Source organism: Pedobacter caeni, from assembly GCF_900129215.1.
Lineage (GTDB): Bacteria > Bacteroidota > Bacteroidia > Sphingobacteriales > Sphingobacteriaceae > Pedobacter > Pedobacter caeni.
The window spans coordinates 408,053-431,317 of record NZ_FQUQ01000006.1; the positions used below are offsets into that span (position 1 = coordinate 408,053).

The following is a 23,265-nucleotide window of genomic DNA, read 5'->3' on the forward strand; positions in this document are numbered from 1 at the left end:
ATTTTTTTAATACATTTGCAGCTAAGCGGAATATCCTGATTTATTCTATGAAACATCAACAGTTTGAAGGCAAGAGACTATAGAATTCCAATAATTTATATCGTGTTAGGAGTGTTATGGATCACACTTAGCGACAGTTTCTTAAAATCAATGGAGTCGTATTTTACCCCGGAAATGGCAAAGTATACGGCTTCTTTAAAAGGCATATTTTATGTCGTTGCTACAGGCTTTCTGCTGTATTTTCTGATTAAAAAAGAACGAAAAAGACTTACTGAGGGCGATAACAAAAGAATGGCTGAAATTGTAGACAAGATGAACAACCTGGTCATCATCTCTGATATCGAAGGCAACATTACCTGGGTAAACCGTGCATTTGTAAACATCACCGGCTATACCATGCAGGAAGTCCTGGGAAAAACGCATGGAGAATTGCTCTATGGTCCTAAAACTGACCTCGAAGTGGTAAAAACGCTGAGCCAGGCGATAAACAACAAGGAATTCTTTAGCGGAGAACTGGTCAACTATGCAAAAGGAGGAAAAGAATACTGGTCGCAATTTAACCTGTCGCCGATGTTCAATGCAAAAGGCGGACTGGAAGGTTATATTTCTATAGAAAACAACATCGACGACAGCAAGCAAAAAGAAGACGTGATTGTACAGCAGCACCAAAAACTAAAGGCCGTTTCCTGGCTCAATTCGCATGAAATCAGGAAGCCTGTTGCTTCCATAATGGCACTTACAGAACTGATTTTAGAAGAAACTTGTCCGGAAGAACAAAAAGAATTGGTCAAATATTTGCACCAAAGCACTATGGCACTGGACCTTATCATTCATCAGATCAATGAGGAGGCCGCAGTAAAATAAATTATGTACCTTTGAGCACACTACCAATAACCAATTTCCTTAAAATGATCCGGCAGTTTAAACCATCCGATCTTAACCCGATGAGGGAGATCTATAATCACTATGTGGAAAATACGCTACTAACTTTTGACGAAGTAGCGTTGACAGAGACCGAATTTTCGGATAAACTCAGTCCTGTTCTTTCTAAATTTCCCTGCATGGTGTACGAGAAAGAAGGAAAGGTGATGGGCTTTGCTTATGCTACGGAATGGAAGGAAAATCCTGCGTATCGTTTTACTGTGAGCAGCTCCATATATCTGGATCCTGAAGCGATGGATAAAGGGACAGGCACCGCTCTGTACCGCAAGCTGATCGAAGAACTTAAGGAAATGAAAATGCATTCCATTGTAGCCGGGATTCTGATGCCCAATGAAAAAAGCACCAGAATGCATGAACGCCTTGGATTCAGCAAAGTTGCCCACCTGAGCCAGATTGGTTACAAATTCAACAAATGGATCGATGTCAGCTACTGGCAAATGATTTTGTAATTCCCCATCCGCTTATCTCCCCATTCCCGTAAATGATCGATAAAAGGGATCAGTTCTTTTGCCGATTCGGTTAGCGTATACTCCACCTTTGGGGGAACTTCACTGTACACCCTCCGGATCACCAGGTCATCTTCTTCCAGCTCACGAAGGGTTTGGGTCAGCATCTTTGGGGTAATGCCTACAATGCTCCTCTTAAGCTCTCCGTAGCGAAGCACCGTATACGTGTGGAGGTACCAGATGATCCTGCCTTTATATTTCCCTCCGATCCTTTGAAAAGCATAATCTACCGCACAAACCGGATCTGAATTTAGTTTTTTTGTCATTTTAGATATTTTGATTACTGATAATCAACATGGTATACATTTAGTACGTAGGATACTAAAAAGTGCATACTTGACACAAAGATATCACTAAACTAGCTTTGATGAAATTAAATATCAAAGAAGATGAACACTTTAATTGTAAATGAAAAATATGGGATTGACAACCTTTTTATAGAAGAAAGGGCAATACCCGAACCGGAAGCAAATGAAGTTCTGGTTAAAGTTTCCGCAATCTCATTGAACTACCTGGACCTGATGGTCATCAACGGAGATTTTAGCCATAAGCTTCCCCATGTTCCCGGTTCAGATGCCTCGGGTACAGTCATAAAAGTTGGTGCGGAAGTAAGTCAGTTCCTGCCGGGAGATGCCGTTTCCACTCATTTTATGCCAGGATGGCAATCTGGTGATTTAAAGCCTGAAGGATTGGAAAACAGGTTGGGAACTGGCGCAGCGGGTGTATTTTCAGGTTATATCTGCCTGCCGGAAACTGCGCTGATCAAAAACCCGGTTAACCTGAACTTTTCTGAAGCAGCAAGCCTCCCTATTGCCGCATTAACGGCCTGGGAAGCCCTGCACCATACCGGTGGTCTTAAAGCGGGCGAAACCGTTCTGCTTCAGGGAACCGGAGGGGTATCCATTTTTGCCTTACAATTTGCAAAACTGGCCGGTGCCAGGGTGATCATCACCTCCGGTTCAGACCAAAAGCTGGAACGGGCCAGACAAATGGGTGCGGATCATACTTTCAATTATAAAACACAACCCGACTGGCTGGAAAAAGTAAAAGCACTGGGAGGTGCAGATCTTACTTTAGAGGTGATGGGAACCGGACTCCGGGAATCGGTACAGGCCGCTGCATTTGCCGGACGGATCATGGTCATTGGCGCATTGGCAGGTGCAGAAAGCAACCTGAATATCTTTGACATCTTACAAAAGAAACTCAGCATCAAAGGCGTTTTAGTCAGCTCAAAAGAGAGGTTTGAAGAAATGAACAGGACAATTGAAAGTGCCGATCTTCATCCGGTAGTTGATCAGGTCTTTCCTTTTGCTGAGGCCAGAGAAGCCTTTGAATACGTCGCCGCAGGAAAACATTTTGGTAAAGTAGTTCTGAAACTTGATTAAAAGCAGCTGATGAACAAAGCACAAAGGGGGCGCAGTCTGACCACGCCCCCTTTGTGCTTTGTTTCCAGACAATTGTCCGGGAAAATTGTGACAATTGTCTACGAAATATGTGACAATTGTCGAAATCAACGCCACTCTTCCGGCCGTAACTTAGCATTCATACGAAATTGAATCTGTTTATGGACATCATACCTGCAATTATTCTGCTGATCACTGCAATTCTTATCCTGCTCTGGGCGTATTCTTCCATCTCTAAATTCCGGGACCTGAGCAGGTTCAGAAGAGGTTTAAAAAACCAGGTATTCCCCAAATGGATGGGGGAAATATTATTCTGGACACTCCCTGTTACAGAATTAATGCTCATTATGCTCCTATGGCTGCCAGATACCAGATTACTGGGAATGTACATTTCTGCCTTTCTAATGCTGTCTTTTACGATTTATGTTGGAGGTGCCGTTTATGGCTTTTACGACCGGTACCCTTGCCCCTGCGGCGGAATATTCAGGGGAATGCGATGGAATACCCACTTAAAGGTCAACTTCATCCTCAGCTGTATTGCAATTTCAGGGCTGCTCTTAATGGAATTCGGGACAAACTAAAAAACATGACTATGCTATCCTGGTACATCTTAAGCCTGGGCAACGACCCAACTACGAAATACAACTATGAAAAAGTATATGCCGCACCAACCTGTTGTGGAACAGAAGCCATCTGTGCCATCAGGGCCTTTGATGACGGACACAACCACCCCTTAATTTCTGAACAGCTCAAATTTGAAATGATTTCTGCACTATGGAACAATAGTGAAACGCCTAATGTGCGCCTGCATTATTCAGGACGGGAACAACAATCGCTGAGCATTGTATGCCATAACTACCTGTTCAACACCCTGGTTCATGCCTGAGCCCTGCCTGTTACCTGATTTCAATCTTTTACCGATTTGGACAATTGTCTGAAAAAATTGTGACAATTGTCCAAGAAAAAAGTGACAATTGTCCGGCAATACCCCTCATTTCCTAATTAACTTGGTATTTAAGAACGGGAGATGCCCGATACCCGGAAAAGCAGGCAAAGGGGAAATGCTGAAAACCCTGATCAGAGTAAGCATGATTTTAAATTAAGAACCATACTCACCATTACAAACATGAAACCATTGGGAACGAACACAGGAGGAGCCCTCCTGTGTTTATTAAAGAGTATATGGGAATTAAAAAAAACAATGATTATGCAGTGGTATTCTTTTATAGGAACAGATTCCTTAAATCCGACTCATTATAAAATCAGACCCGAAGCACCTGGTTGCTCAGGAAGCCGCACCATTTGTGCCATTTTTACCTCCGGAGATGTCTATCCTTATATAGATTACGAAATCATTTGTCATATGGTCCTGGCACTAAGTAGTCATAGCAGTAATGAGAAAGTAATTTTAAGGGATTAAAAAAATAATTTATTTATGTCACCGCTTTACAAGAAACCGATATTTAAGTTTGAGTATATAGAATAAAAAATTTAAATACTCATGAAAGAACAAATCCCCTATTTCGGCGACATGATGTACAGCAGTACCAAATTACCCCCAATCGATTTAAATAGTGTTCACCCGCCCTTACCTGCCACAAAATTGCCTATGATACATACTGCGTTGAGAAGAAAAATAGGATCACTGTGTCCGGTCAGTGACGAAATCTTTCATACGCTAAACAGAGACTTTAAACCCCTGAACTTATCCGTAAATCAATTGCTTTTTAGTGCAGAACAGATACCTGACCGCATATTTTTTATTCAGAAAGGCTTGCTAAGGGGATATTATATGGGAGAAAAAGAGCCTGTTACCACCTGGTTCGCAGGCGCAGACCAGTTTATCATTCCGAATAACTTTTTCTCACAGGAACCCTGCAATGAATACATTCAGTCTCTGGAAGATTGTTCTTTGCTATCGATCAGTCACCATTCCTGCTTAAAGATGGCTTTGGAATCCAATGATATTGCAAAGATATTCTTCAAATTACTGGAAGAAAAACAACTGCTGTCTGATGGGAGAGAAAGAATGCTCAGGATTCCCAATGCCGAAAAAAGGTATCTAAGCATGATTAAACTGATGCCTGCGCTGCATAAGAACGTGAAGGATGACATCCTTGCTTCCTACATGAATGTCACCCGGCGGCATTTGGAGCGCATTAAAATTAAGACCTCCAGAAAATAGACTATCCTTTTTTATCGGCTGCATCAAATGCCCAGCCAACCAGCTGCTTAATCGCTTTAACGACCTCCCTTCTGTCGGACTCCTTCTTGATATCCAAGTCACAGAAATTGCTGCCACTATTTTTCGAATGTAAGACCAGATAGTTGATTCCCGAAATCAACAAAGCTTCTACTGCCCTGAAGTTTACCGATGAACCTTCAAAATGAGGATCAGTTAATTCAAATAATTCTGCTTTAATGCTTTCCCTGAAACGGGCTATTTTATTCATCATCTGACTTCTTCCGTTGATCTCCCATAAAATGATGTTTTGCAATTCAGGGCTATCGGAAAAATACTCCAGATTTTCTGCCAGCATATTCCCCGCGAGATTCCGGCCAAAGTCATGGCGGTTAGCAGCTACAATTTCGGGGATCTGCTTATAAGACCTGGTCCAGTAATCTTTCTCCAGAATATAAGATTCAATCAATTCCTGAGGTCCGACAAAATACCTGTAAATCAATTTTTTATGGACGTCTGCATACCTGGCGATGTTATTAGGCCCCAGACCACTAAAGCCTTCAGCTTTTAAAATATCTCCTACTGCATCATAAAGTTTACGTTTAGTCCTCCGACTATCTCTTAACTTTTCAGTTTCTTTTTCATTATTCATTGAAACAACCTATTAGATTTTCATTAAACCGGACAAATAATTACGAATCTGGCCATTCCATTAAACAGCAATTGCTGATAAAGATGAAACAGACAAAAAACGGTTAGAAGAGCCTAAAACCTAAACTGTTATCAAAAATCCGAAGGATGAGGTATTGTAAATTAATTTTCATAGTGAGGGTGTTAATTGTTTAGGGACAATAGGTTAACGCTGTCATTTCGTTTAAACAACCAACTCTTAAAGTCTTCGTTAAGCAAAAATCCGAACTCAGGTAAAATTAAATCGTAATTTATTAATTCATTAAAACCTTTGGTTTTAAGTTATAGCCTAAACGTTTAAAATAACCTTTGAAGAGAAAAGGACTCAAAAGGTTAATGCATCAGAAGGACGATTAAACATTTTAACCTATAAGCATAAAGAAACTGGCAGATCAGGGAATATCCCTGTCTTTTGAGGCTTAACCGAATAAACCGTAGAGGAAGGTTCTGCTTTTTGTAACCAATCTTCCAATACCTGAAAGATTAAGCACACTACTGGATCTGACTTCAGGAAGTAATTGATAAACAGAAACTTCTAAAATTTCCGCGATCTCATAAATCCTTCTAACACTTAGTTCAGTCTCTTCCCGCTCTATTTTGGAATAGGCATTTTGGGAAATATTAAGCCTTGAAGCCATATATTCCTGACTGTAACCTTTAATCACTCTCTGTATCCTAATAGCGTTACCAAATTGCATATTTTCATTTCAATCTTTACGAATATAACAAGAATTACGTTAAACATACCAGACCAATTATAAAAAATCCGGTTTAGTCTTCAACAAACATTTAGTCAAACAAAATAATACAGCTCAATAACATAAAATGTAAAATAAACAACGAAGTGAATTTATTCTAATGAGAAAATTATAGTTAAATGATAAACAGAAATTCAATATATTTTCCGCTTAAAACAGCAGAATAAGCTTCAGTAAATCAGGATAAAGCAAAATCGTAATGATGATACCGGAAAGGACTCCGAACAAATGAGCATATTGATCAATATGGTCTTTCTTACCAAACCGGATCTCAGAACATAAGCCCAGAATGAAAATCAATATAAAGTGAATATTAAGAACCGATCCGAGATAAGGAAGGCTAATGTAACTTTCATTGGCATTTATCACGCAGAAACTGCCCAGAATTGCCAGTGCTCCTGTCGAAGCACCAGCACTTCGAAAGGAAAAATCTTTTCTATGAACGAAGGCGGAACCAAAATTTCCAATCACCGTGCTAAAGATATATAGCAATACAAACTGAAGATGTCCAAAGAGATGGTGGCGGACAAACTCATGCTCCACCATTGAACCTAAAATATATATAATGGCCAGGTTGAAGGCTAAATGAAACCAGCCCGTGTGGACCAGTGCAGCGGTAATTAAAGTGTATAGCTTTTTCTTTCTGACAATGCTGTATGGATGGAGAATAAATGAAAAATAAACTTTCTGGTGATAGAAGGCGTAAATGCTCACAACCGCTGTGGAAAGTATAATCAGGAGGATTCCAGGGGCTGGAGAAAGAGGTGCGTTAAGGGATGATAACATAAGGACAATAATGACAAAAAAATAACTTCTAATTTAAAACCTATAGCTCTAAATTAAAACATGATGGTTTAGTATTTTGATAACGATTGACAGATTTTTGTATAGATCATGAGCAGAAATCCATCTCTAAACGCTGCCGGAACATTTAACTGTTTCTCTCTTAAAAAAAGTACAGCTAAATGGATATGGCTCTCAAAATTATTAAAAAATGATATTGGTATCATAGTAGCCAATATGGCCATTGGATTGTTCATCACCATACTCAGTTTTTCTATTGCCATCTTTTCACAAATATTAATTGACGAGTTGCTTCCAAAAGGAAACCCTCAGTTTCTTATTATAGGGTTTATCTCTTTATTTATTTGCCTTAGCCTTCGTACAGGCCTGGTCTTTATCCGCAGAAAGCTTCTTTTTTCACAGCATAAGCGCATTAGCCGTAAAATCACCTCCGCCTTCCTTGGACTCGTATTACACTTGCCCAAATCCTTTTTTGATGCCCATAGTACTGCTCAACTTTATTCCCGGCTCAACGAACATAAGGACCTTCAAAAGACCATTTCATATCTGACCGACCAGCTTTTCATGGACGTGCTGCTGATTTTATCAACAGCCATCCTGCTCAGCTGGTATTCTACCGCAATCGCTGCTGCCTTTTTTATAGAAATCGCCATCTTCTTTTTTGTCATTTTAAATTTCATCTCTCCGTCAAAGGCCAGGCATCAGGATGTTATCAATGCGGACAATTCTGAACAGGAGCAATACATTGAACTGTTTCAGCATATAGAAACCATTAAAAACAACAATGCGGAAACCTATTTCATGGCCAGAAATGAAGAAATACAACACCAACTTCATCACAAAGAAGAAAGCCTGTTGCAATCAAAAAATTGCCGCGCACTGATTGCTGATCTTCTGACCGCCATATTTACCATAGTCATTACCGGACTTTCCTATTTACTGGTTTCCCGGCATGAACTGAAAACCGGGGAACTGACCGCCATCATCATCCTCTGCATTTCTTTATTCCCCACCATTTACCGTTCTTCACAAATCAAGTCAAAACTTGGAAACTTTAACCTCATAACAGATCGCATCTATCATTTTTCCACTACAAAAAAGGAATACCATCAACAGGAAAAAGAAGAATTGCAGTGGATCAATTTTCAATCCCTCCATGTGAAAAACCTAAACTTCTCTTTTCCTGGTAGTCCCCCGATCTTAAGGGATATTTCTTTCCGGATAGCTGCCGGAGAAAGCATCGCTTTGCTGGGCGAAAGTGGTTCCGGAAAAAGCACCGTATTCTCGATATTACAAAAGCTTTACACCCCGAAATCCGGCTCTATTGCCTTAAATGAGCAATCCATCAAACACATCTCTACCCCTTCATTACGCAATATAATGGCCATCGTACCACAAGAAGTGAAAATCTTTAATGGAACACTAATGGATAATATTGCACTCGATAGCCCTCATAAAAGCCCTTCTTCTATTATAGAATTTTGCCTGAATACCGGGCTTCACCGCTTTTTTCAATCGCTGCCTCAAGGTTACCTCACCCAGATCGGAGAAGGAAAATCAAAACTCTCTTCAGGTCAGAAACAACTGGTAGGCATTGCAAGAGCGCTCTACCGAAGACCACAATTGCTCCTATTAGATGAAGTAACGGCTTTTATGGACAGCAGTATGGAAAAATTCACTCATGAACTACTCGCCCGGTTCAAAAGGAATACAGCTATCATCCTAATCACCCACAAAACGGAAACCATCAGACTGGCAGACCGGATTTATGTGATCAGAGAGGGTCTACTGGAAGATCCTCACAAGTTCATTACTTTTAGTTCCTGAGTTAAATACAATTTTCTTTCTTTCTTTCTTTCTTTCTTTCTTTCTTTCTTTCTTTCAAATTAGTTTTTCAAACAACGCAAGGGCATCCCAAGCGCTTTATAGGTATTGCCCGTAGCTCCGGTAATTACTGAACTGGCAGCAGGCCCCATCAAAAAAGTAGTACCGAAGCTATAGCCACTTCCAGGAAATTGATTACTGGTCCAGTAGCTGCCTGCTTTCCCACGGGTATCGGCCAATAAGCCATTCGTTTGTGCAAGATACCCTGCATTGTGTAATTTCAGCACGGAGTTATAGGCATCTGCATCTTTTGCCCAGAATTGGGGAGCAGCATCTGCTGTAGTCCACTCTGTAGCTGTCGGAATCCGCCATCCGGAACCCAAAAGCAGGTTACATGGATCATTCGCAACTATCCAATCCTGATTTTCAGGAATATCTACTTTCCATGCCGGTGTAGACGGTATCCGGCTTGCAGCAAATTCATAACCCTGGGCACGGTTAAACTGGAAATACCAGCCTGCAGCAGCAACGCTGTTATCAGAAGCAGATATTGCCTGTTGTTCTGCACCTAAATTCTGGGTGATCCAACAGCGTGGCGCACCGGAAATACTGCTACTCACGGTTTTATAGGTAACAGTTTTATCGACTGGTGCACCATTTACCCCAGCCTTATGGACTATCGTAAATGGGTTACAGATTTTAAAGCTGCTCACCTGCTGACTGTAAACGGTTCCCACTGCACTGATGGCATAGGCGCGGACATAATACGTTGGCCCTTCGGTTAAACCGGCAAGAGTTCCGGTAAATTCTCCAACGCCTTTTCCACTATCCATTACTTTGTTATGGGCAATTGTAGGAATGGTTTCCGTACTGCTCCAAACCAGGCCACGCTCGGTCACCGGGGCAGTTCCTGCAGGAGCTACTGTAGCGGTTCCGGCAGCAGAAGTGGCAGTCATCCCGGAAACCGGAACTTCCACATTACTCACTGAGGGCAGGGTTTCTATGATTTCATCACGGATACAACGTACTGCCTGCGCAAATGCCTTATCCAAATCACCAACAGTTACTGAGCCATTGTTGAACAGCCCTTTCCCTTGCGTTGGATGAGGCCCCATCGTACTGCTCCAGTAATACCCACTAACACCCCGTCCTATTAAAGGAGCTGCTGCTGTGGTGTTACCGATGTATCCTGAACCATGTAATTTCAATGCCGAGTTATAAGTATCGGTCTGTGTCATCCAGTTCTGAGGTGGGGCATCTGCCATGGTCCATTCTGCCGCTGTAGGTAACCTCCAGCCTGAACCCAGTAACAACATACAAGGATCTTTTGCAGGAAGCCAGCCAATGCTCTCATTAATCTGCATAATCCATGAAGTCCATGCATTGGATGGCGTCCGTGTAGTTCCATCATGCTGATAGCCCTGAACCTGGTTAAACTGCCAGTTCCATCCAGCCGCTTCAGTGCTGGCATCAGTGGCACTTGTTGCCTGACGATCGGCACCCAGATTTTGTGCGATCCAGCAACGTGCAGCCCCCGAAATGTTACTGCTCACGGTTGTATAAGTAACCGTTTTACTCACAGGTGCACCGTTTAAGCCTGCTTTATGAATCACCGTAAAAGGATTACAGATCTTAAAACTGCTGACCTCCGGACTATAAGCTGTTCCGCTGCTATTGGTTGCATAAGCACGAACATAATAAGTAGGTCCTTCTTCCAGACCGGTCATCGTAATTTTAAAACTTCCGGTGTCCAGCCCATTGCTCAGGACATGATCATCAAGTGTTGGAACCGAATTACCGGTACTCCATACCAGACCACGTGCAGTTACGGTTGATCCTCCGCCCGAAGCAACCGTAGCCAATACTTCGGCAGTCGTTTCTTTCATCGCCGGAACAGGGATACTCGCATTGTTCAATATCGGTTTGGTCAACACCACCGCATCACGGATACAACGCAAAGGCATGGCCAGTGCTTTATAAGTGTTTCCAGTGGGTCCGGTAACTACTGAACTGGCAGCAGCGCCCATTAAAAAGGTAGTACCAAAGCTATAACCACTTCCAGCGAATTGATTGCTGGTCCAGTAAGTACCTGTTTTACCGCGGGTATCGGCCAATAAGCCAGTTGCCTGCGACAAGTATCCGGCATTATGTAATTTCAGTACAGAGTTATAGGCATCTGCATCTTTTGCCCAGAATTGAGGAGCTGCATCTGTTGTGGTCCATTCTGTAGCTGTTGGAATCCGCCATCCCCCACCTAAAAGCAGGTTACATGGATCGTTGGCAGCTGTCCAGTCTATGTTTTCAGTAATCTCTACCTTCCATGGGGTCCAGGCATTGGCTGCAGGAACCCTTGCCTCTTTAAATTCGTAGCCCTGAGCACGGTTAAACTGGAAATACCAGCCTGCCGCAGCAGCGCTGTTATCAGACACGGATGTGGCCTCCTGTTCTGCTCCTAAGTTCTGGGTGATCCAGCAGCGTGGCGCACCGGAAATACTGCTACTCACGGTTTTATAAGTAATCGTTTTATCGACCGGTGCACCATTTAATCCTGCTTTATGAATCATGGTAAATGGATTACAGATTTTAAAACTGCTCACCTGCGGACTGTAAACGGTTCCCACTGCACTGATGGCATAAGCGCGGACATAATACGTTGGTCCTTCCGTTAAGCCATTAAGAACTCCGGTAAACTCACCCATTCCTTTACCCTTATCCATCACCTTGTTATCGGCGATTGTAGGAATCTTTTCCGTACTACTCCAAACCAGGCCACGCTCGGTCACCGGAGCTGTTCCTTCCGGAGCCACCGTAACTGTTCCGCTTGCAGTAGTTGCAGTCATCCCGGAAACCGGAACTTCCACATTACTCACCGAAGGCAAGGTTTCTATAATTTCATCACGGATACAACGTATCGCCTGTGCAAATGACTTATCCAAATCACCAACAGTTACTGAGCCATTGTTAAACAAGCCTTTGCCCTGCGTTGGATGAGGCCCCATCGTACTGCTCCAGTAATACCCACTAACACCCCGTCCTATTAAAGGAGCTGCTGCTGTGGTGTTACCGATGTATCCTGAACCATGTAATTTCAATGCCGAGTTATAAGTATCGGCCTGTGTCATCCAGTTCTGAGGTGGGGCATCTGCCATGGTCCATTCTGCCGCTGTAGGTAACCTCCAGCCTGAACCCAGCAACAACATACAAGGATCTTTTGCAGGAAGCCAGCCAATGCTCTCATTAATCTGCATAATCCATGAAGTCCATGCATTGGATGGCGTCCGTGTGGTTCCATCATGCTGATAGCCCTGAACCTGGTTAAACTGCCAGTTCCAGCCCGCCGCTTCAGTGCTGGCATCAGTGGCGCTTGTTGCCTGACGATCCGCACCCAGATTTTGTGCGATCCAGCAACGTGCAGCACCCGAAATGTTACTGCTCACAGTTGTGTAAGTAACCGTTTTACTCACAGCTGCACCGTTTAAGCCTGCTTTATGAACTACTGTAAAAGGGTTACAGATTTTAAAACTGCTGACCTCTGCACTGTAAGCCGTACCACCTTTATTTGTCGCATAAGCACGAACATAATAAGTAGGCCCTTCTTCCAGACCGGTCATCGTAATTTTAAAACTTCCGGTGTCCAGGCCATTGGTCAGGACATGGTCATCAAGTGTTGGAACCAAATTGCTGGTACTCCATACCAGACCTCGTGCAGTCACGGTTGATCCCCCATCAGAAACAACCGTAGCCAATACTTCGGCAGTTGTCTCTTTCATCGCCGGAACAGGGATACTCGCATTGTTCAATATCGGTTTGGTCAGCACCACCGCATCGCGGATACAACGCAAAGGCATGGCCAGTGCTTTATAAGTGTTTCCAGTGGGTCCGGTAACTACCGAACTGGCAGTAGCACCCATTAAAAAAGTAGTACCAAAGCTATAACCACTTCCAGGATATTGATTGCTGGTCCAGTAAGTACCTGCTTTACCGCGGGTATCGGCCAATAAGCCAGTTGCCTGCGACAAGTATCCGGCATTGTGTAATTTCAGTACAGAGTTATAGGCCTCTGCATCTTTTGCCCAGAATTGAGGAGCTGCATCTGCTGTAGTCCATTCTGTAGCCGTTGGAATCCGCCATCCTCCTCCTAAAAGCAGGTTACATGGATCGTTAGCAGCTGTCCAGTCTATGTTTTCAGCAATCTCTACCTTCCATGGAGTCCAGGCATTGGCTGCAGGAACCCTTGCCTCTTTAAATTCGTAGCCCTGAGCACGGTTAAACTGGAAGTACCAGCCTGCTGCAGCCGGGCTTGCATCAGCAACCGATATGGCCTCCTGTTCTGCTCCTAAGTTTTGGGTGATCCAGCAACGCGGCGCACCAGAAATACTGGTGCTCACTGTCTTATAAGTAACGGTTTTGTCGACCGGCGCACCATTCAATCCTGCTTTATGAATCATGGTAAATGAGTTACAGATTTTAAAGCTGCTCACCTGCGGACTATAAACTGTTCCCACAGCACTTACGGCATAAGCGCGGACATAATAAGTTGGCCCTTCTATTAAACCATTAAGAATTCCAGTAAATGTGCCCATTCCTTTTCCATTGTCCATCACTTTGTGATCTGCTATTGTTGGAACTGTTTCGGTATCACTCCAAACTAAACCACGTTCAGTCACAGGGGCAGATCCTTCTATACCTACTCCAGCTGTTCCACTGGCGGTAGCGGCAGTCATCCCGGAAACCGGAACTTCCACATTGCTCACGGAAGGCAGCGTTTCGGTGATCTCATCACGGATACAACGTACCGCCAATGCAGATGCCTTATCGAGGTCGCCCACGGTTACTGACATATTGTTATAAAGTCCCTTTGCAATCGTTGGAGAGGGTCCCATCGTGCTGCTCCAATAATATCCCTGAGTACCCCGCCCTGCTAAAGGGGCAGTTACTGAGGAGTTGCTGATATAACCCGCTGCATGTATTTTCAATGCCGAGTTGTAGGTATCCGCAGGCGTCTCCCAGTTCTGAGGTGGTGCTTCTGCCGCGGCCCACTCTGCTATTGTAGGTAACCTCCAGCCTGAACCCAGCAACAACATACAAGGATCTTTTGCAGGAAGCCAGCCGAGGTACTCACTAATCTGGCTAATCCAAGGAGTCCATGCATTGGATGGGGTCCGTGTAGTTCCATCATGCTGATAGCCCTGAACCTGGTTAAACTGCCAGTACCAACCGGAAACATCATTCCCTTTGTCCGTGCCATTTTTTGCCTGACCGTCAGCACCGAGGTTTTGTGTAATCCAGCAACGTGCAGCACCGGAAATGTTGCTGCTCACTGTCCCATAAGTCACGGTTTTACTCACAGGAGCACCATTCAGTCCCGCCACATGCACTACGGTAAACGGATTACAGATTTTAAAGCTGCTCACCTCTGTACTGTAAGCGGTACCACCTTTATTCGTGGCATAAGCCCGTACATAATAGGTTGGTCCTTCAGATAGACTGCTGAGTGTGCTTTTAAAGTTACCTACTCCCTGTCCGGCCGCTATAACCCCGTCGGCAAGTGTTGGTGTCGTATTTGTAGTGCTCCATACCAGACCACGTGCCGTCACTGTTGTTCCTCCATCAGAAACTACCGTGGCCAGACCTTCTGCAGAACTAACCTTCATTTCTGAAACAGGAACATTCACATTGCTTACGATTGCTTTGGTCAGCACTACGGTATCGCGGATACAACGTAAAGGCATTCCAAGTGCTTTGTAACTGTTGCCTGTAGCACCGTTGATCACCGAACTGGTATTAGGCCCCATCATAAAAGTCATTCCGAAAGTATAATTACTTGAAGTATATTGATTTCTGGCCCAGTAACTACCTGCTTTCCCGCGGGTATCCAGCAATAAGCCAGCTCCCTGCGACAGGTATCCTGCATTATGTAATTTCAGTTCAGAATTGTAAGCATCAACATCCTTATTCCAGTTTTGCGGAGCACCATCTGCTGCAGTCCATTCTGTACCTGTAGGAATCCGCCATCCACCACCTAAAAGCAGGTTACATGGATCAGTAGCTGCAGCCCAGTCAGAATTTTCAGAGATATCTGTTTTCCATGGCGTCCAGGCATTGGTTGCAGGATTCCTTGCATCAGTAAATTCATATCCCTGAGCACGGTTAAACTGGAAGTACCAACCTGCAGCAGCCGGGCTTGCATCAGAAACTGATACTGCCTGCTGGTCTGCACCCAGATTCTGGGCAATCCAGCAACGCGCCGCTCCTGAAATATTTGTAGCCACTGTTTTATAGGTAATGGTTTTATCTACAGGTGCCCCATTCAGTCCTGCCTTATGAATGATGTTAAATGGAAGGCAAATCTTGAAGCTCATCACTTCCGGACTATAACCCGTACCTGCACTATTTGTGGCATAGGCACGGACATAATAAGTTGGCCCCTCTATCAAATCCTTCATAGAAAGAGTAAAAATTCCCAGGCCGGCAGTTGCATCTTTAACTTTCTGATCATTGATCGTTGGCACCGGATTTTTTGTACTCCATACCAGGCCACGTTCTGTGATTTCGGCCTTTCCATCCGAAGTCACTTCTGCTGATCCATCGGCTGCAACATCCGTCATATTGGAAATCTTAACATTCCCTACTGTAGGAGGAATTGCAGGAGTATTTAAACTGTCCAATGCGCCATAAGCAGTCCCCACACTATTCGTGGCATAGGCCCTGAAATAATATTTTGTTGCGATCACCAGTCCGGTCATGTTACTTGTAAAGACTCCAGTGCCCTGGCCATTGCTTGTTTTGGTGGTCAGCAAAATGGTTGGATCTTTTACAGTACTCCAGCAGATTCCGCGTGCATATACGGTTGTACCGCCATCACTGGTAATCTCCCCGCCGGTAACGGCCGAAGAAGTCAGGATTGAAGTTGCCGGAGTCGTGGTTAGTGTTGGAAGATCCAGTGTGGTCAGACTATCCAGGTTTCCATAACTTGTGCCCAGGCTGTTTGTGGCGTAAGCACGGATATAATATTTAGTGCCATTGGCTAAGCCTTTAATGTTTGTGACGAAGCCGGAAAGCCCTGCACCATCAACAGATTTTGTCGGCACCGCGGTTGTCGGATTAGTTTCTGTGCTCCAGCAAAGCCCTCTTGCTGTTACCGGTAATCCGCCATCGCTCCCCACAAATCCGCCTGAAACCGCAGAATTACTTAAGATTCCGGTCGGTTTATTAGTGGTCACAGTTGGCAGCGTTGGCGTGGTCAGACTCGCTGGGGCCGGACTAAAGCCTGTGCCTGCAGCATTGGTTGCATAAGCCCAGAAATAATACCTGGTACCTTGGGTCAGGTTATTAATGCTCATCGTAAAAGGCGCGGTGGTTCCAACAGAAATCACGCTGTCTGCAGCTAAAGGGAACACTGGTGTTTTAGAAAATTTACTCCAGTAGAACCCACGATCGGTAACTTCATCCCCGCCGTTTTTCGTTACGCTTGCTGATCCGTCTGTGCCTGTCATCGTTGGATTACTCAAGGTCACCATCGTTACCGCAGGTGGAATGGCAAGCGTTACAAAACTCTGCTCAGCGCCAAAAGCGGTCCCCTTTGAGTTGATGGCATAAGCGCGGACATAATACCTTGTTCCTGGCAACAATCCTGTAATCGGGATCTGGAAATTCCCTGTACCCGCTGTTGCATGATTAAGATAAGATCCTGCAACGATCACCGGATTTGGATTGAGGCTCCAGCAGATTCCACGATTGGTTACCGGCATCCCTCCATCATCGGTAATGTCTCCTCCGGCCAATACGCTATTGGCAGTCAGCTCCTTAACCGGACTGGTAAAGATGGTTGGCAGCATCACCTCCAATGTGGTAAATGCGACCTCCGAACCGTAAGTTGTCCCCACTGCATTGGTGGCATAAGCACGCACATAATAAGTGGTTTTATCGGCCAGTCCTTTTAAATTGGCAACGAATTGACCGATACCTGTGGTGGTATTGTCTATGGTTTTAGTACCCAAAGCAATTGTTGGGTTGCCCGTTGTATTCCAGGTGATCCCCCTGCTGAGGATTGCTGTTCTTCCGTCATCCGTAATGTCTCCTCCACTGGTTGCAGTGGTGGCCAGTATGTTCGTAACCGTAGCCGTTACGGTAAGTGTAGGAAAAGCATTGGTCAGGAAGCTGTGCTCCACGCCATAGGCTACCCCTATTTTATTTTGTGCATAAGCCCTTACATAATACAAGGTATTTGGTGCCAGGCCGGTCATTGAACCCGTAAACGGATCTAAACCTACACCCAGGTTTGTTCTGCTGTCTTTAATGGTCGGATTGGTACGAGTACTCCAGCATAAGCCTTTAAGGGTAATGTCTGCCCCTCCGTCACTCGTAATGATCCCGCCACTTTTTGCAGCATATCCGGTCAGGTCTGTGACTTCGGTTGTGGTCAGGATTGGTGCAGTAGGAAACAAGGTAACTGTGACCTGATTTCCATAGGCAGTCCCGACACTATTTGTAGCATAAGCACGTACATAATAAGCCATGCTTAAATTTAAATTGGTCACTTCGCTGGTAAAGATGCCTGTTCCGGTGCCGTTACTGGTCCTTTTCAGGGTTTCAGCTTCCGGATTAAAATTGCGGTCCAGACTCCATACCACACCCCTTGCCGTGATTGCTGCTCCACCATCTTTACTGATGTTACCGCCTGTGGTGGCAGAAGATTTGGAAGAAGGGGTGATATAAGTTGTGGTCAGCGAAGGCAGTATGGCAGGTGTGGTAAAGGTTTGTTCATTTCCATAAGCTGTTCCCTGGCTGTTCTGAGCATATGCCCTTACATAATATAAAGTTACCGGTTCCAGTCTGGTCAGCACACTTCTGAAAGTATTTCCTGTCCAGCTGTCATTTGCAGTTTGCTGAGGGCTACCTAAAGCCGGATTTGGACGCGTGCTCCATACCAATCCCTGATTGGTAATGGTAGTTCCTCCATTGCTTAACAAGGTTCCACCACCAGTGGCCGTGATTCCCGAAGAAGAAACGGCGACCGGATTGGTCGTCAGGCTTGGAATGATCAAGGTGGTAAAGTGTTGTTCATTTCCATAAGCCACACCTACCGTGTTGATGGCATAAGCCCTCACATAATAGGTTGTTCCAGGCAACAGACCGGTCATATTGCTGTTAAACCCTCCATTTCCGCTTCCTGAAATGATCGTTTTATTTCCAACCAATGTATCCGGTCTGAATCCTGGTTGTGTACTCCATACCAGTCCTCTTGTGCTGACCACATCTCCACCATTGTCGGAAATGTCACCACCAGACCAGGCCGTAGTGCCTCCAAGTCCTGAAATACCTCTTGTTGTTAAAGTAGCCAGTACCGGAGGATCGGTGATAAAGTTAAGCAGGTTGCCATAGCTTGTTCCCGCCACATTCCTGGCATAAGCCTGTACGTAATACGTACTGTTTGCTTTCAGGTTTTTAAGGATACTTGCAAAAGCACCTCCTCTGTTGCCATTCGTGGTTCTGTTTATCGTAACGGTATCCGGATTAAAGTTACGGTCCAGACTCCAGACCACCCCACGACTATAAACGTTAGAGCCACCTTCATCAGAAATGTCGCCGCCGCTAAGTCCGGATGTGCTTCCCGTAGCTTTAGAAAATGCGGTAGTCAATGTCGGTAACTGCGGGGTAATGAAACTTACGGTATTGCCATAGGCGATGCCTACACTATTGACAACATAAGCCCTTACATAATAAGTGGTATGTTGTGTTAATCCTTTCAGCTGAGCGGTAAAACTACCTGTAAAATATCCCGTCTCCGCAGTTTTGTTTAACGTAATTGTATCCGGATTAAAGTCCGGCTGTGTGCTCCAGTATACCCCTCTGGTAGTGACTACTGCACCGCCATGAGTTAAAATTGTGCCTCCGCTTTTAGCGGTGGTCGTAGAAGTAGCTTCAGCATCCGTAGTAATTAAGGTAGCCAGAACCGGTGGAAGTGTGGTAAAGCTTTCTACTTCCCCATATGCTGTTCCCACGGCATTTGTCGCATAAGCGCGGACATAATACCTGGTACTTCCCAGCAGTTCTCCGATTCTGTTTGCAAAGCTGCCCATACCTGTTGCGTTTGAAGTATGTTCATCTGTCAATACCGGATTTGTGGAAGTACTCCAGCAAAGCCCGTTGCTGGTCACCTCAGTTCCTCCGTTATCAGAAATATTCCCACCTGCAATGGCTTCTGTACTCGTAATTGTAGCAGGCTGAATTGGGCTGGTACTCACCAAAGGCAGGTTAAAAGTGTTAAACCTTTCTTCGTTGGCATAACTGATTCCCACGCTATTCGTGGCGAAAGCCCGTACATAATAGGTCGTACCAGGCAACAGATCCGGCATGGTCATGGCAAAACTGCCACTTCCCTGTTCGGTGATTTTCCTGGTAGATGCTGCTTCAGGATCGAAACCACTGTTCGTACTCCATACCAAACCACGGTCTGTAATGACAGCCCCTCCATTGTGTTGAATACTACCTCCACTAATTCCCGTGACACCTTTCGCCCCACTATAGGGAGCAGTTGTGATCAATTTTGCCAGTACCGGCGGAGCTGTGGTAAAGGATTCTACCTGTCCGTAAACTACTCCCGCACTGTTGATCGCATAAGCGCGGATATAATAAGTTGTGCTTCCAAATAAATCTTTCAGCGAATGAATAAAGTTTCCGATTCCCGGCCCGCTGCTGGTATGCGGGTCTTCGATTGTTGGCAAGCCTGCAGTGCTCCAGCAGATTCCGCTGGCAGTTACTGCTGTGCCACCATCACTGGTAATATTTCCACCGCTGCTTGCTGTATTTGCAGTGATTGCCGTTGCCGGTAAAGTCGTCAAGGTGGCTGTGGTTGCTGTAGTGAAGATCAGCTCATTACCATAAACCACACCTACTTCATTTACTGCATAAGCACGGACGTAATATTTGGTCAATGGTGTTAAGCCGGTCAAAGGAGCCGAGAACAGTCCTTTACCTGAACCACTTTCTTTAGCACCATTGGTAATCGTAGGATCAGGGCTGGTATTCCAGCAAATTCCTCTTGCATTCACCGGACTTCCTCCTTCATCCGAAATCTCGCCGGAAGCAGATGCCGTTACTCCACCAATCTGATCGACCGACAAGGTACTTACTGTGGCAAGCCCCGGAGGCGCGGTGATAAAGCTTTCTGTATTTCCATAAGTGGTTACTGAATTATTTCCTGCATAGGCACGTACATAATATTTGGTACTTCCGCTTAGCCCGGTCATGCGGACTGTAAAGTTTTCTGCTGATGTACCACTACTGCTGATGAAGTCTGAGGTGGTCGGATTTGGACTGGTACTCCAGCAAATACCGCGATGTGTAACTCCTGAGCTTCCGGTATTGAGGATTATCCCACCACTTTCGGCCGTACTGCTGGTGACCAATGTAACCGGCTTGGTGGTCAGGCTGATGTTTAATGGAGTGATGAAACTCGTTTCCACGGTGAAGGCAGTGCCTTCGCTATTCGTAGCATAACCTTTTGCGCAATATACTGTCCCAGGAATTAATCCGGTCAGTTCTGTTCTGAAGTTCCCTATGTCTGCAGGGTTTATCGTCGCAGATTCTGCATTCAGGTAACTGATCCTGTCGATGCTATAGGCAATTCCTTTGGAAAGGATTTTTGCCCCTCCATTGTTCAGCATACTCACATCTCCTGTTGCTTTGGTATCAGTGATGTTGTAAATTGAAAGTGAAGAAGAAGCCAGAACCGGCGGTTGAGGAGCTCTGGTATTGAATTCAATGAGGTCACCATAAGCCGTTCCGAACCTGTTTGTCGCATAAGCGCGGACATAATAAGTGGTATTTCCCAACAGGTTTTTCATGAAACTCTGGAAGTTTCCTGTACCCGGTCCATCATTGGTCATTCCTGCTGAAGGATCATCTGCAGGATCACCCGTTATGCTCCAATGAATTCCTCTGGAAGTAATATCCGCAATGCCATTGCTGCTCACGATGCCACCACCTGTTGCAGTCATATTGGTAATCGCCGTTATGGCCTGTGTGCTCACCGAAGGCAATCCTGGAATCAGGCTGAACGTAACATCCTCTCCATAAACCGTACCGACCACATTGGTTGCATAAGCCCTCATATGGTATACCACATCCGGCAACAAGCCACTGAGTGTGGTGGTATAAATTCCCATTCCGCTTCCGTTGGAACTGACCGCCCCATTTCCTATAGATGGATTTGCTTCGGTGCCCCAACAGATTCCTCTCGAAGTAACTGTTGCGCCTCCGTCCCGAAGCACCTGTCCGCCTGCTTTTGCAGTATTATTAAAGAATGAGCCTGCGGATAGCGTCCGCACCTGTGGATACCCTGCGGTACTGAACACCTCCTGGTTTCCATAGGATATTCCGACATCATTTACCGCGTAGGCCCTTACATAATAGGTAGTTCCGGGAACAAGATCTTTCAGGACTAGCCCAAAATGACCGATTCCATCTCCGGAAATGACCTGTTCTGTTTTTGTAGGAAGGTCCATTGTAGGATTTTCAGCTGTGCTCCAGCAAATCCCCCGGACGCTGATCAATGAACCGCCGTTATGGATGATTTGTCCGCCACCGATGGCAGAAATCCCTGTGACATTGGTCACTTTTGCCGTGGTCATCCTTGCCAGTGAATTTGTTGTAAAGCTCGTTTCACTGGTATATGAGGTACCTGCGCTATTGGTCGCATATCCTTTGGCATAATAAGTTGTTCCGGGGAAAAGATCGGTCAGGTTTCCGATAAAGACACCAACATCTGTTGGATTTACCGTTGCCGATGTGCCATGAATCCAGTTGCTCCGGTCGGTGCTCCAGGCAAAACCCCTGGCGGTCACGATGGCACCACCATTGTTCAGAATATTGACCCTACCCTTTGCCGAATTATTGGTCACATCGGTGACGCTGACCGTTGCAGAACTCAGTACCGGAGGTACTGCCGGAAGAGTGGTAAATTGTAATAAATTGCCATAGGCAGTACCCTGACTGTTTACCGCATAAGCCCTTACATAATATGTGGTATTTCCCAGCAAGCCCACCACCGAACTCGGGAAAAGACCTACACCATCACCATCGTTGGTAATGACCGCATCCTTATCCAATAGCGGATCTCCTTTCACGCTCCAGCGGATGCCGCGGGCAGAAACAGGGCTTCCCCCATCATCGGTAATGTCTCCGCCACTCAAAGCAGTGATACTGGTAATGTCTGATATCGGAAGTGTAATGATGGTTGGAAGATCAAAGACCGTTTTAAAAATCAGGTCTTCCCCATACACAGTCCCTTCTGTATTGGTTGCATAGGCGCGGACGTGGTAAATGGTATTTGGCATCAGGTCTTTCAGGATGCCCGTAAAAGCACCCAAACCATCACCAGTTGGCGCTGTACCTGTTTTGGTAGACAAGGAAATATCCGGATTGGCATTCGTACTCCAACATAAACCCACCATGGTAATTCCAGAGCCGCCATTGCTGATCACATTTCCATTTCCAATTGCTGTACTCCCCTTAATATCTGTTACTGCAAGGGTAAGCACCTCAGCACCACACCTTAGATCCTGCCATACCGCACCATCGTAATACCGGATTAATCCCGACAAAGAACTGATGTAAAAAGCGCCTTTATTTGCTCCTGAGGGATCTGAATTCAATACCGGAAGCTTAAAAGCTTTAGCATCCTTTCCTGCTGTAAACCCCTTATTTTCTGAAAAATTACTTTTTTGAAGGTCTTTAATCTTTACCCATCCACTGCCATCATAGATCATGGTAGACTTGTTCGTGGAAGAGTAATAAAGCGTACCTGCCTGTTTAGATTGTTCCGGATGACTGCCCAGAACCGGCAGATAAGAAATCCCCTCCTTCACCATAAAATAATCCTCTGCACTTACTGTCCCGCTGGTATTTGTACATAAGTTTTCCCAGGAAATCCCTGTATAGATCAGTGGTTTTCCGGCAACAGTGCTATAAATGAGCATTCCTGTTTTTGGGTTACTGATGGTGGTATGGTCCAGCACTGCCAGTTGAGGCACACCGTTTAACACACTAAAATAGCGTTGCCCGGAAACGGAATTCCCAATGAACAGTAAGCATAAAAAAGCAGAGTAAAGGAGACTTTTCAATATGGTGCGCGATTGGTGATCGTTAATTTA

13 protein-coding genes are annotated in these 23,265 nt (G+C 45.0%); 8 read left to right on the forward strand and 5 right to left on the reverse strand.

The features are described from left to right. The first annotated feature begins 63 nt into the window (after positions 1-63). Together BUC20_RS28790 and BUC20_RS28795 are read left to right on the forward strand one after the other, a co-directional pair. Positions 64-864: a PAS domain-containing protein gene (locus tag BUC20_RS28790; protein WP_143166956.1), complete on the forward strand. Its 801-nt coding sequence runs from the start codon at positions 64-66 to the stop codon at positions 862-864. 11 nt (positions 865-875) lie between these two features. Then, the gene (locus BUC20_RS28795) at positions 876-1,391 is read left to right on the forward strand and encodes a GNAT family N-acetyltransferase (protein ID WP_143166957.1); all 516 of its coding nucleotides are present in this window, start codon (positions 876-878) and stop codon (positions 1,389-1,391) included. On the opposite strand, the gene BUC20_RS28800 is transcribed toward BUC20_RS28795, so the two are convergent. Continuing rightward, on the reverse strand, positions 1,370-1,714 hold the full coding sequence (locus tag BUC20_RS28800; RefSeq protein WP_073236606.1) for a winged helix-turn-helix transcriptional regulator: 345 nt from the start codon (positions 1,712-1,714) through the stop codon (positions 1,370-1,372). The two genes, BUC20_RS28795 and BUC20_RS28800, sit on opposite strands and share 22 nt — an antisense overlap. Before the next feature lie 123 nt (positions 1,715-1,837). Between BUC20_RS28800 and BUC20_RS28805 the strand changes: the two genes are divergently transcribed. The 5 genes from BUC20_RS28805 (at position 1,838) to BUC20_RS28825 (ending at position 5,036) form a co-directional block, all read left to right on the forward strand. Beyond that, the gene (locus BUC20_RS28805; RefSeq protein ID WP_073236609.1) at positions 1,838-2,833 is read left to right on the forward strand and encodes a zinc-dependent alcohol dehydrogenase family protein; all 996 of its coding nucleotides are present in this window, start codon (positions 1,838-1,840) and stop codon (positions 2,831-2,833) included. A 179-nt stretch (positions 2,834-3,012) separates the two neighbouring features. Then, positions 3,013-3,432, forward strand: a complete 420-nt coding sequence (locus tag BUC20_RS28810) for a MauE/DoxX family redox-associated membrane protein (protein WP_073236612.1) — start codon at positions 3,013-3,015, stop codon at positions 3,430-3,432. Between the two features lie 5 nt (positions 3,433-3,437). After that, the gene (locus tag BUC20_RS28815) at positions 3,438-3,737 is read left to right on the forward strand and encodes a hypothetical protein (protein ID WP_143166958.1); all 300 of its coding nucleotides are present in this window, start codon (positions 3,438-3,440) and stop codon (positions 3,735-3,737) included. Positions 3,738-4,058: 321 nt separating this feature from the next. Beyond that, positions 4,059-4,271: a hypothetical protein gene (locus BUC20_RS33830; protein WP_143166959.1), complete on the forward strand. Its 213-nt coding sequence runs from the start codon at positions 4,059-4,061 to the stop codon at positions 4,269-4,271. Between the two features lie 81 nt (positions 4,272-4,352). Next, the gene (locus tag BUC20_RS28825) at positions 4,353-5,036 is read left to right on the forward strand and encodes a Crp/Fnr family transcriptional regulator (RefSeq protein WP_073236621.1); all 684 of its coding nucleotides are present in this window, start codon (positions 4,353-4,355) and stop codon (positions 5,034-5,036) included. Position 5,037: 1 nt separating this feature from the next. Here the strand turns inward: BUC20_RS28825 and BUC20_RS28830 are convergent, their stop codons facing one another. The 3 genes from BUC20_RS28830 to BUC20_RS28840 all read right to left on the reverse strand — a co-directional run bounded on the left by BUC20_RS28830 (position 5,038) and on the right by BUC20_RS28840 (position 7,267). Continuing rightward, positions 5,038-5,685, reverse strand: a complete 648-nt coding sequence (locus BUC20_RS28830) for a TetR/AcrR family transcriptional regulator (RefSeq protein WP_073236623.1) — start codon at positions 5,683-5,685, stop codon at positions 5,038-5,040. 457 nt (positions 5,686-6,142) lie between these two features. Then, positions 6,143-6,421 (reverse strand): helix-turn-helix domain-containing protein, encoded by a 279-nt coding sequence (locus BUC20_RS28835; RefSeq protein WP_073236626.1) that lies wholly within the window; start codon positions 6,419-6,421, stop codon positions 6,143-6,145. Positions 6,422-6,631: 210 nt separating this feature from the next. After that, the gene (locus tag BUC20_RS28840; RefSeq protein ID WP_073236628.1) at positions 6,632-7,267 is read right to left on the reverse strand and encodes a rhomboid family intramembrane serine protease; all 636 of its coding nucleotides are present in this window, start codon (positions 7,265-7,267) and stop codon (positions 6,632-6,634) included. 108 nt (positions 7,268-7,375) lie between these two features. On the opposite strand from BUC20_RS28840, the gene BUC20_RS28845 reads away from it, so the two are divergent. Continuing rightward, the gene (locus tag BUC20_RS28845) at positions 7,376-9,112 is read left to right on the forward strand and encodes a peptidase domain-containing ABC transporter (RefSeq protein WP_073236631.1); all 1,737 of its coding nucleotides are present in this window, start codon (positions 7,376-7,378) and stop codon (positions 9,110-9,112) included. A gap of 59 nt (positions 9,113-9,171) precedes the next feature. On the opposite strand, the gene BUC20_RS28850 is transcribed toward BUC20_RS28845, so the two are convergent. Continuing rightward, positions 9,172-23,235, reverse strand: coding sequence for a fibrobacter succinogenes major paralogous domain-containing protein (locus BUC20_RS28850; RefSeq protein ID WP_073236633.1), 14,064 nt, complete (start codon positions 23,233-23,235; stop codon positions 9,172-9,174). Positions 23,236-23,265 lie beyond the last annotated feature (30 nt).

Coding starts and splice junctions, on each gene's coding strand:
- BUC20_RS33830 (WP_143166959.1), top strand. CDS start 4,059: ATGCAGTGGTATTCTTTTATAGGAACAGATTCCTTAAATCCGACTCAT.
- BUC20_RS28840 (WP_073236628.1), bottom strand. CDS start 7,267: ATGTTATCATCCCTTAACGCACCTCTTTCTCCAGCCCCTGGAATCCTC.
- BUC20_RS28810 (WP_073236612.1), top strand. CDS start 3,013: ATGGACATCATACCTGCAATTATTCTGCTGATCACTGCAATTCTTATC.
- BUC20_RS28845 (WP_073236631.1), top strand. CDS start 7,376: ATGAGCAGAAATCCATCTCTAAACGCTGCCGGAACATTTAACTGTTTC.
- BUC20_RS28830 (WP_073236623.1), bottom strand. CDS start 5,685: ATGAATAATGAAAAAGAAACTGAAAAGTTAAGAGATAGTCGGAGGACT.
- BUC20_RS28800 (WP_073236606.1), bottom strand. CDS start 1,714: ATGACAAAAAAACTAAATTCAGATCCGGTTTGTGCGGTAGATTATGCT.
- BUC20_RS28835 (WP_073236626.1), bottom strand. CDS start 6,421: ATGCAATTTGGTAACGCTATTAGGATACAGAGAGTGATTAAAGGTTAC.
- BUC20_RS28805 (WP_073236609.1), top strand. CDS start 1,838: ATGAACACTTTAATTGTAAATGAAAAATATGGGATTGACAACCTTTTT.
- BUC20_RS28815 (WP_143166958.1), top strand. CDS start 3,438: ATGACTATGCTATCCTGGTACATCTTAAGCCTGGGCAACGACCCAACT.
- BUC20_RS28825 (WP_073236621.1), top strand. CDS start 4,353: ATGAAAGAACAAATCCCCTATTTCGGCGACATGATGTACAGCAGTACC.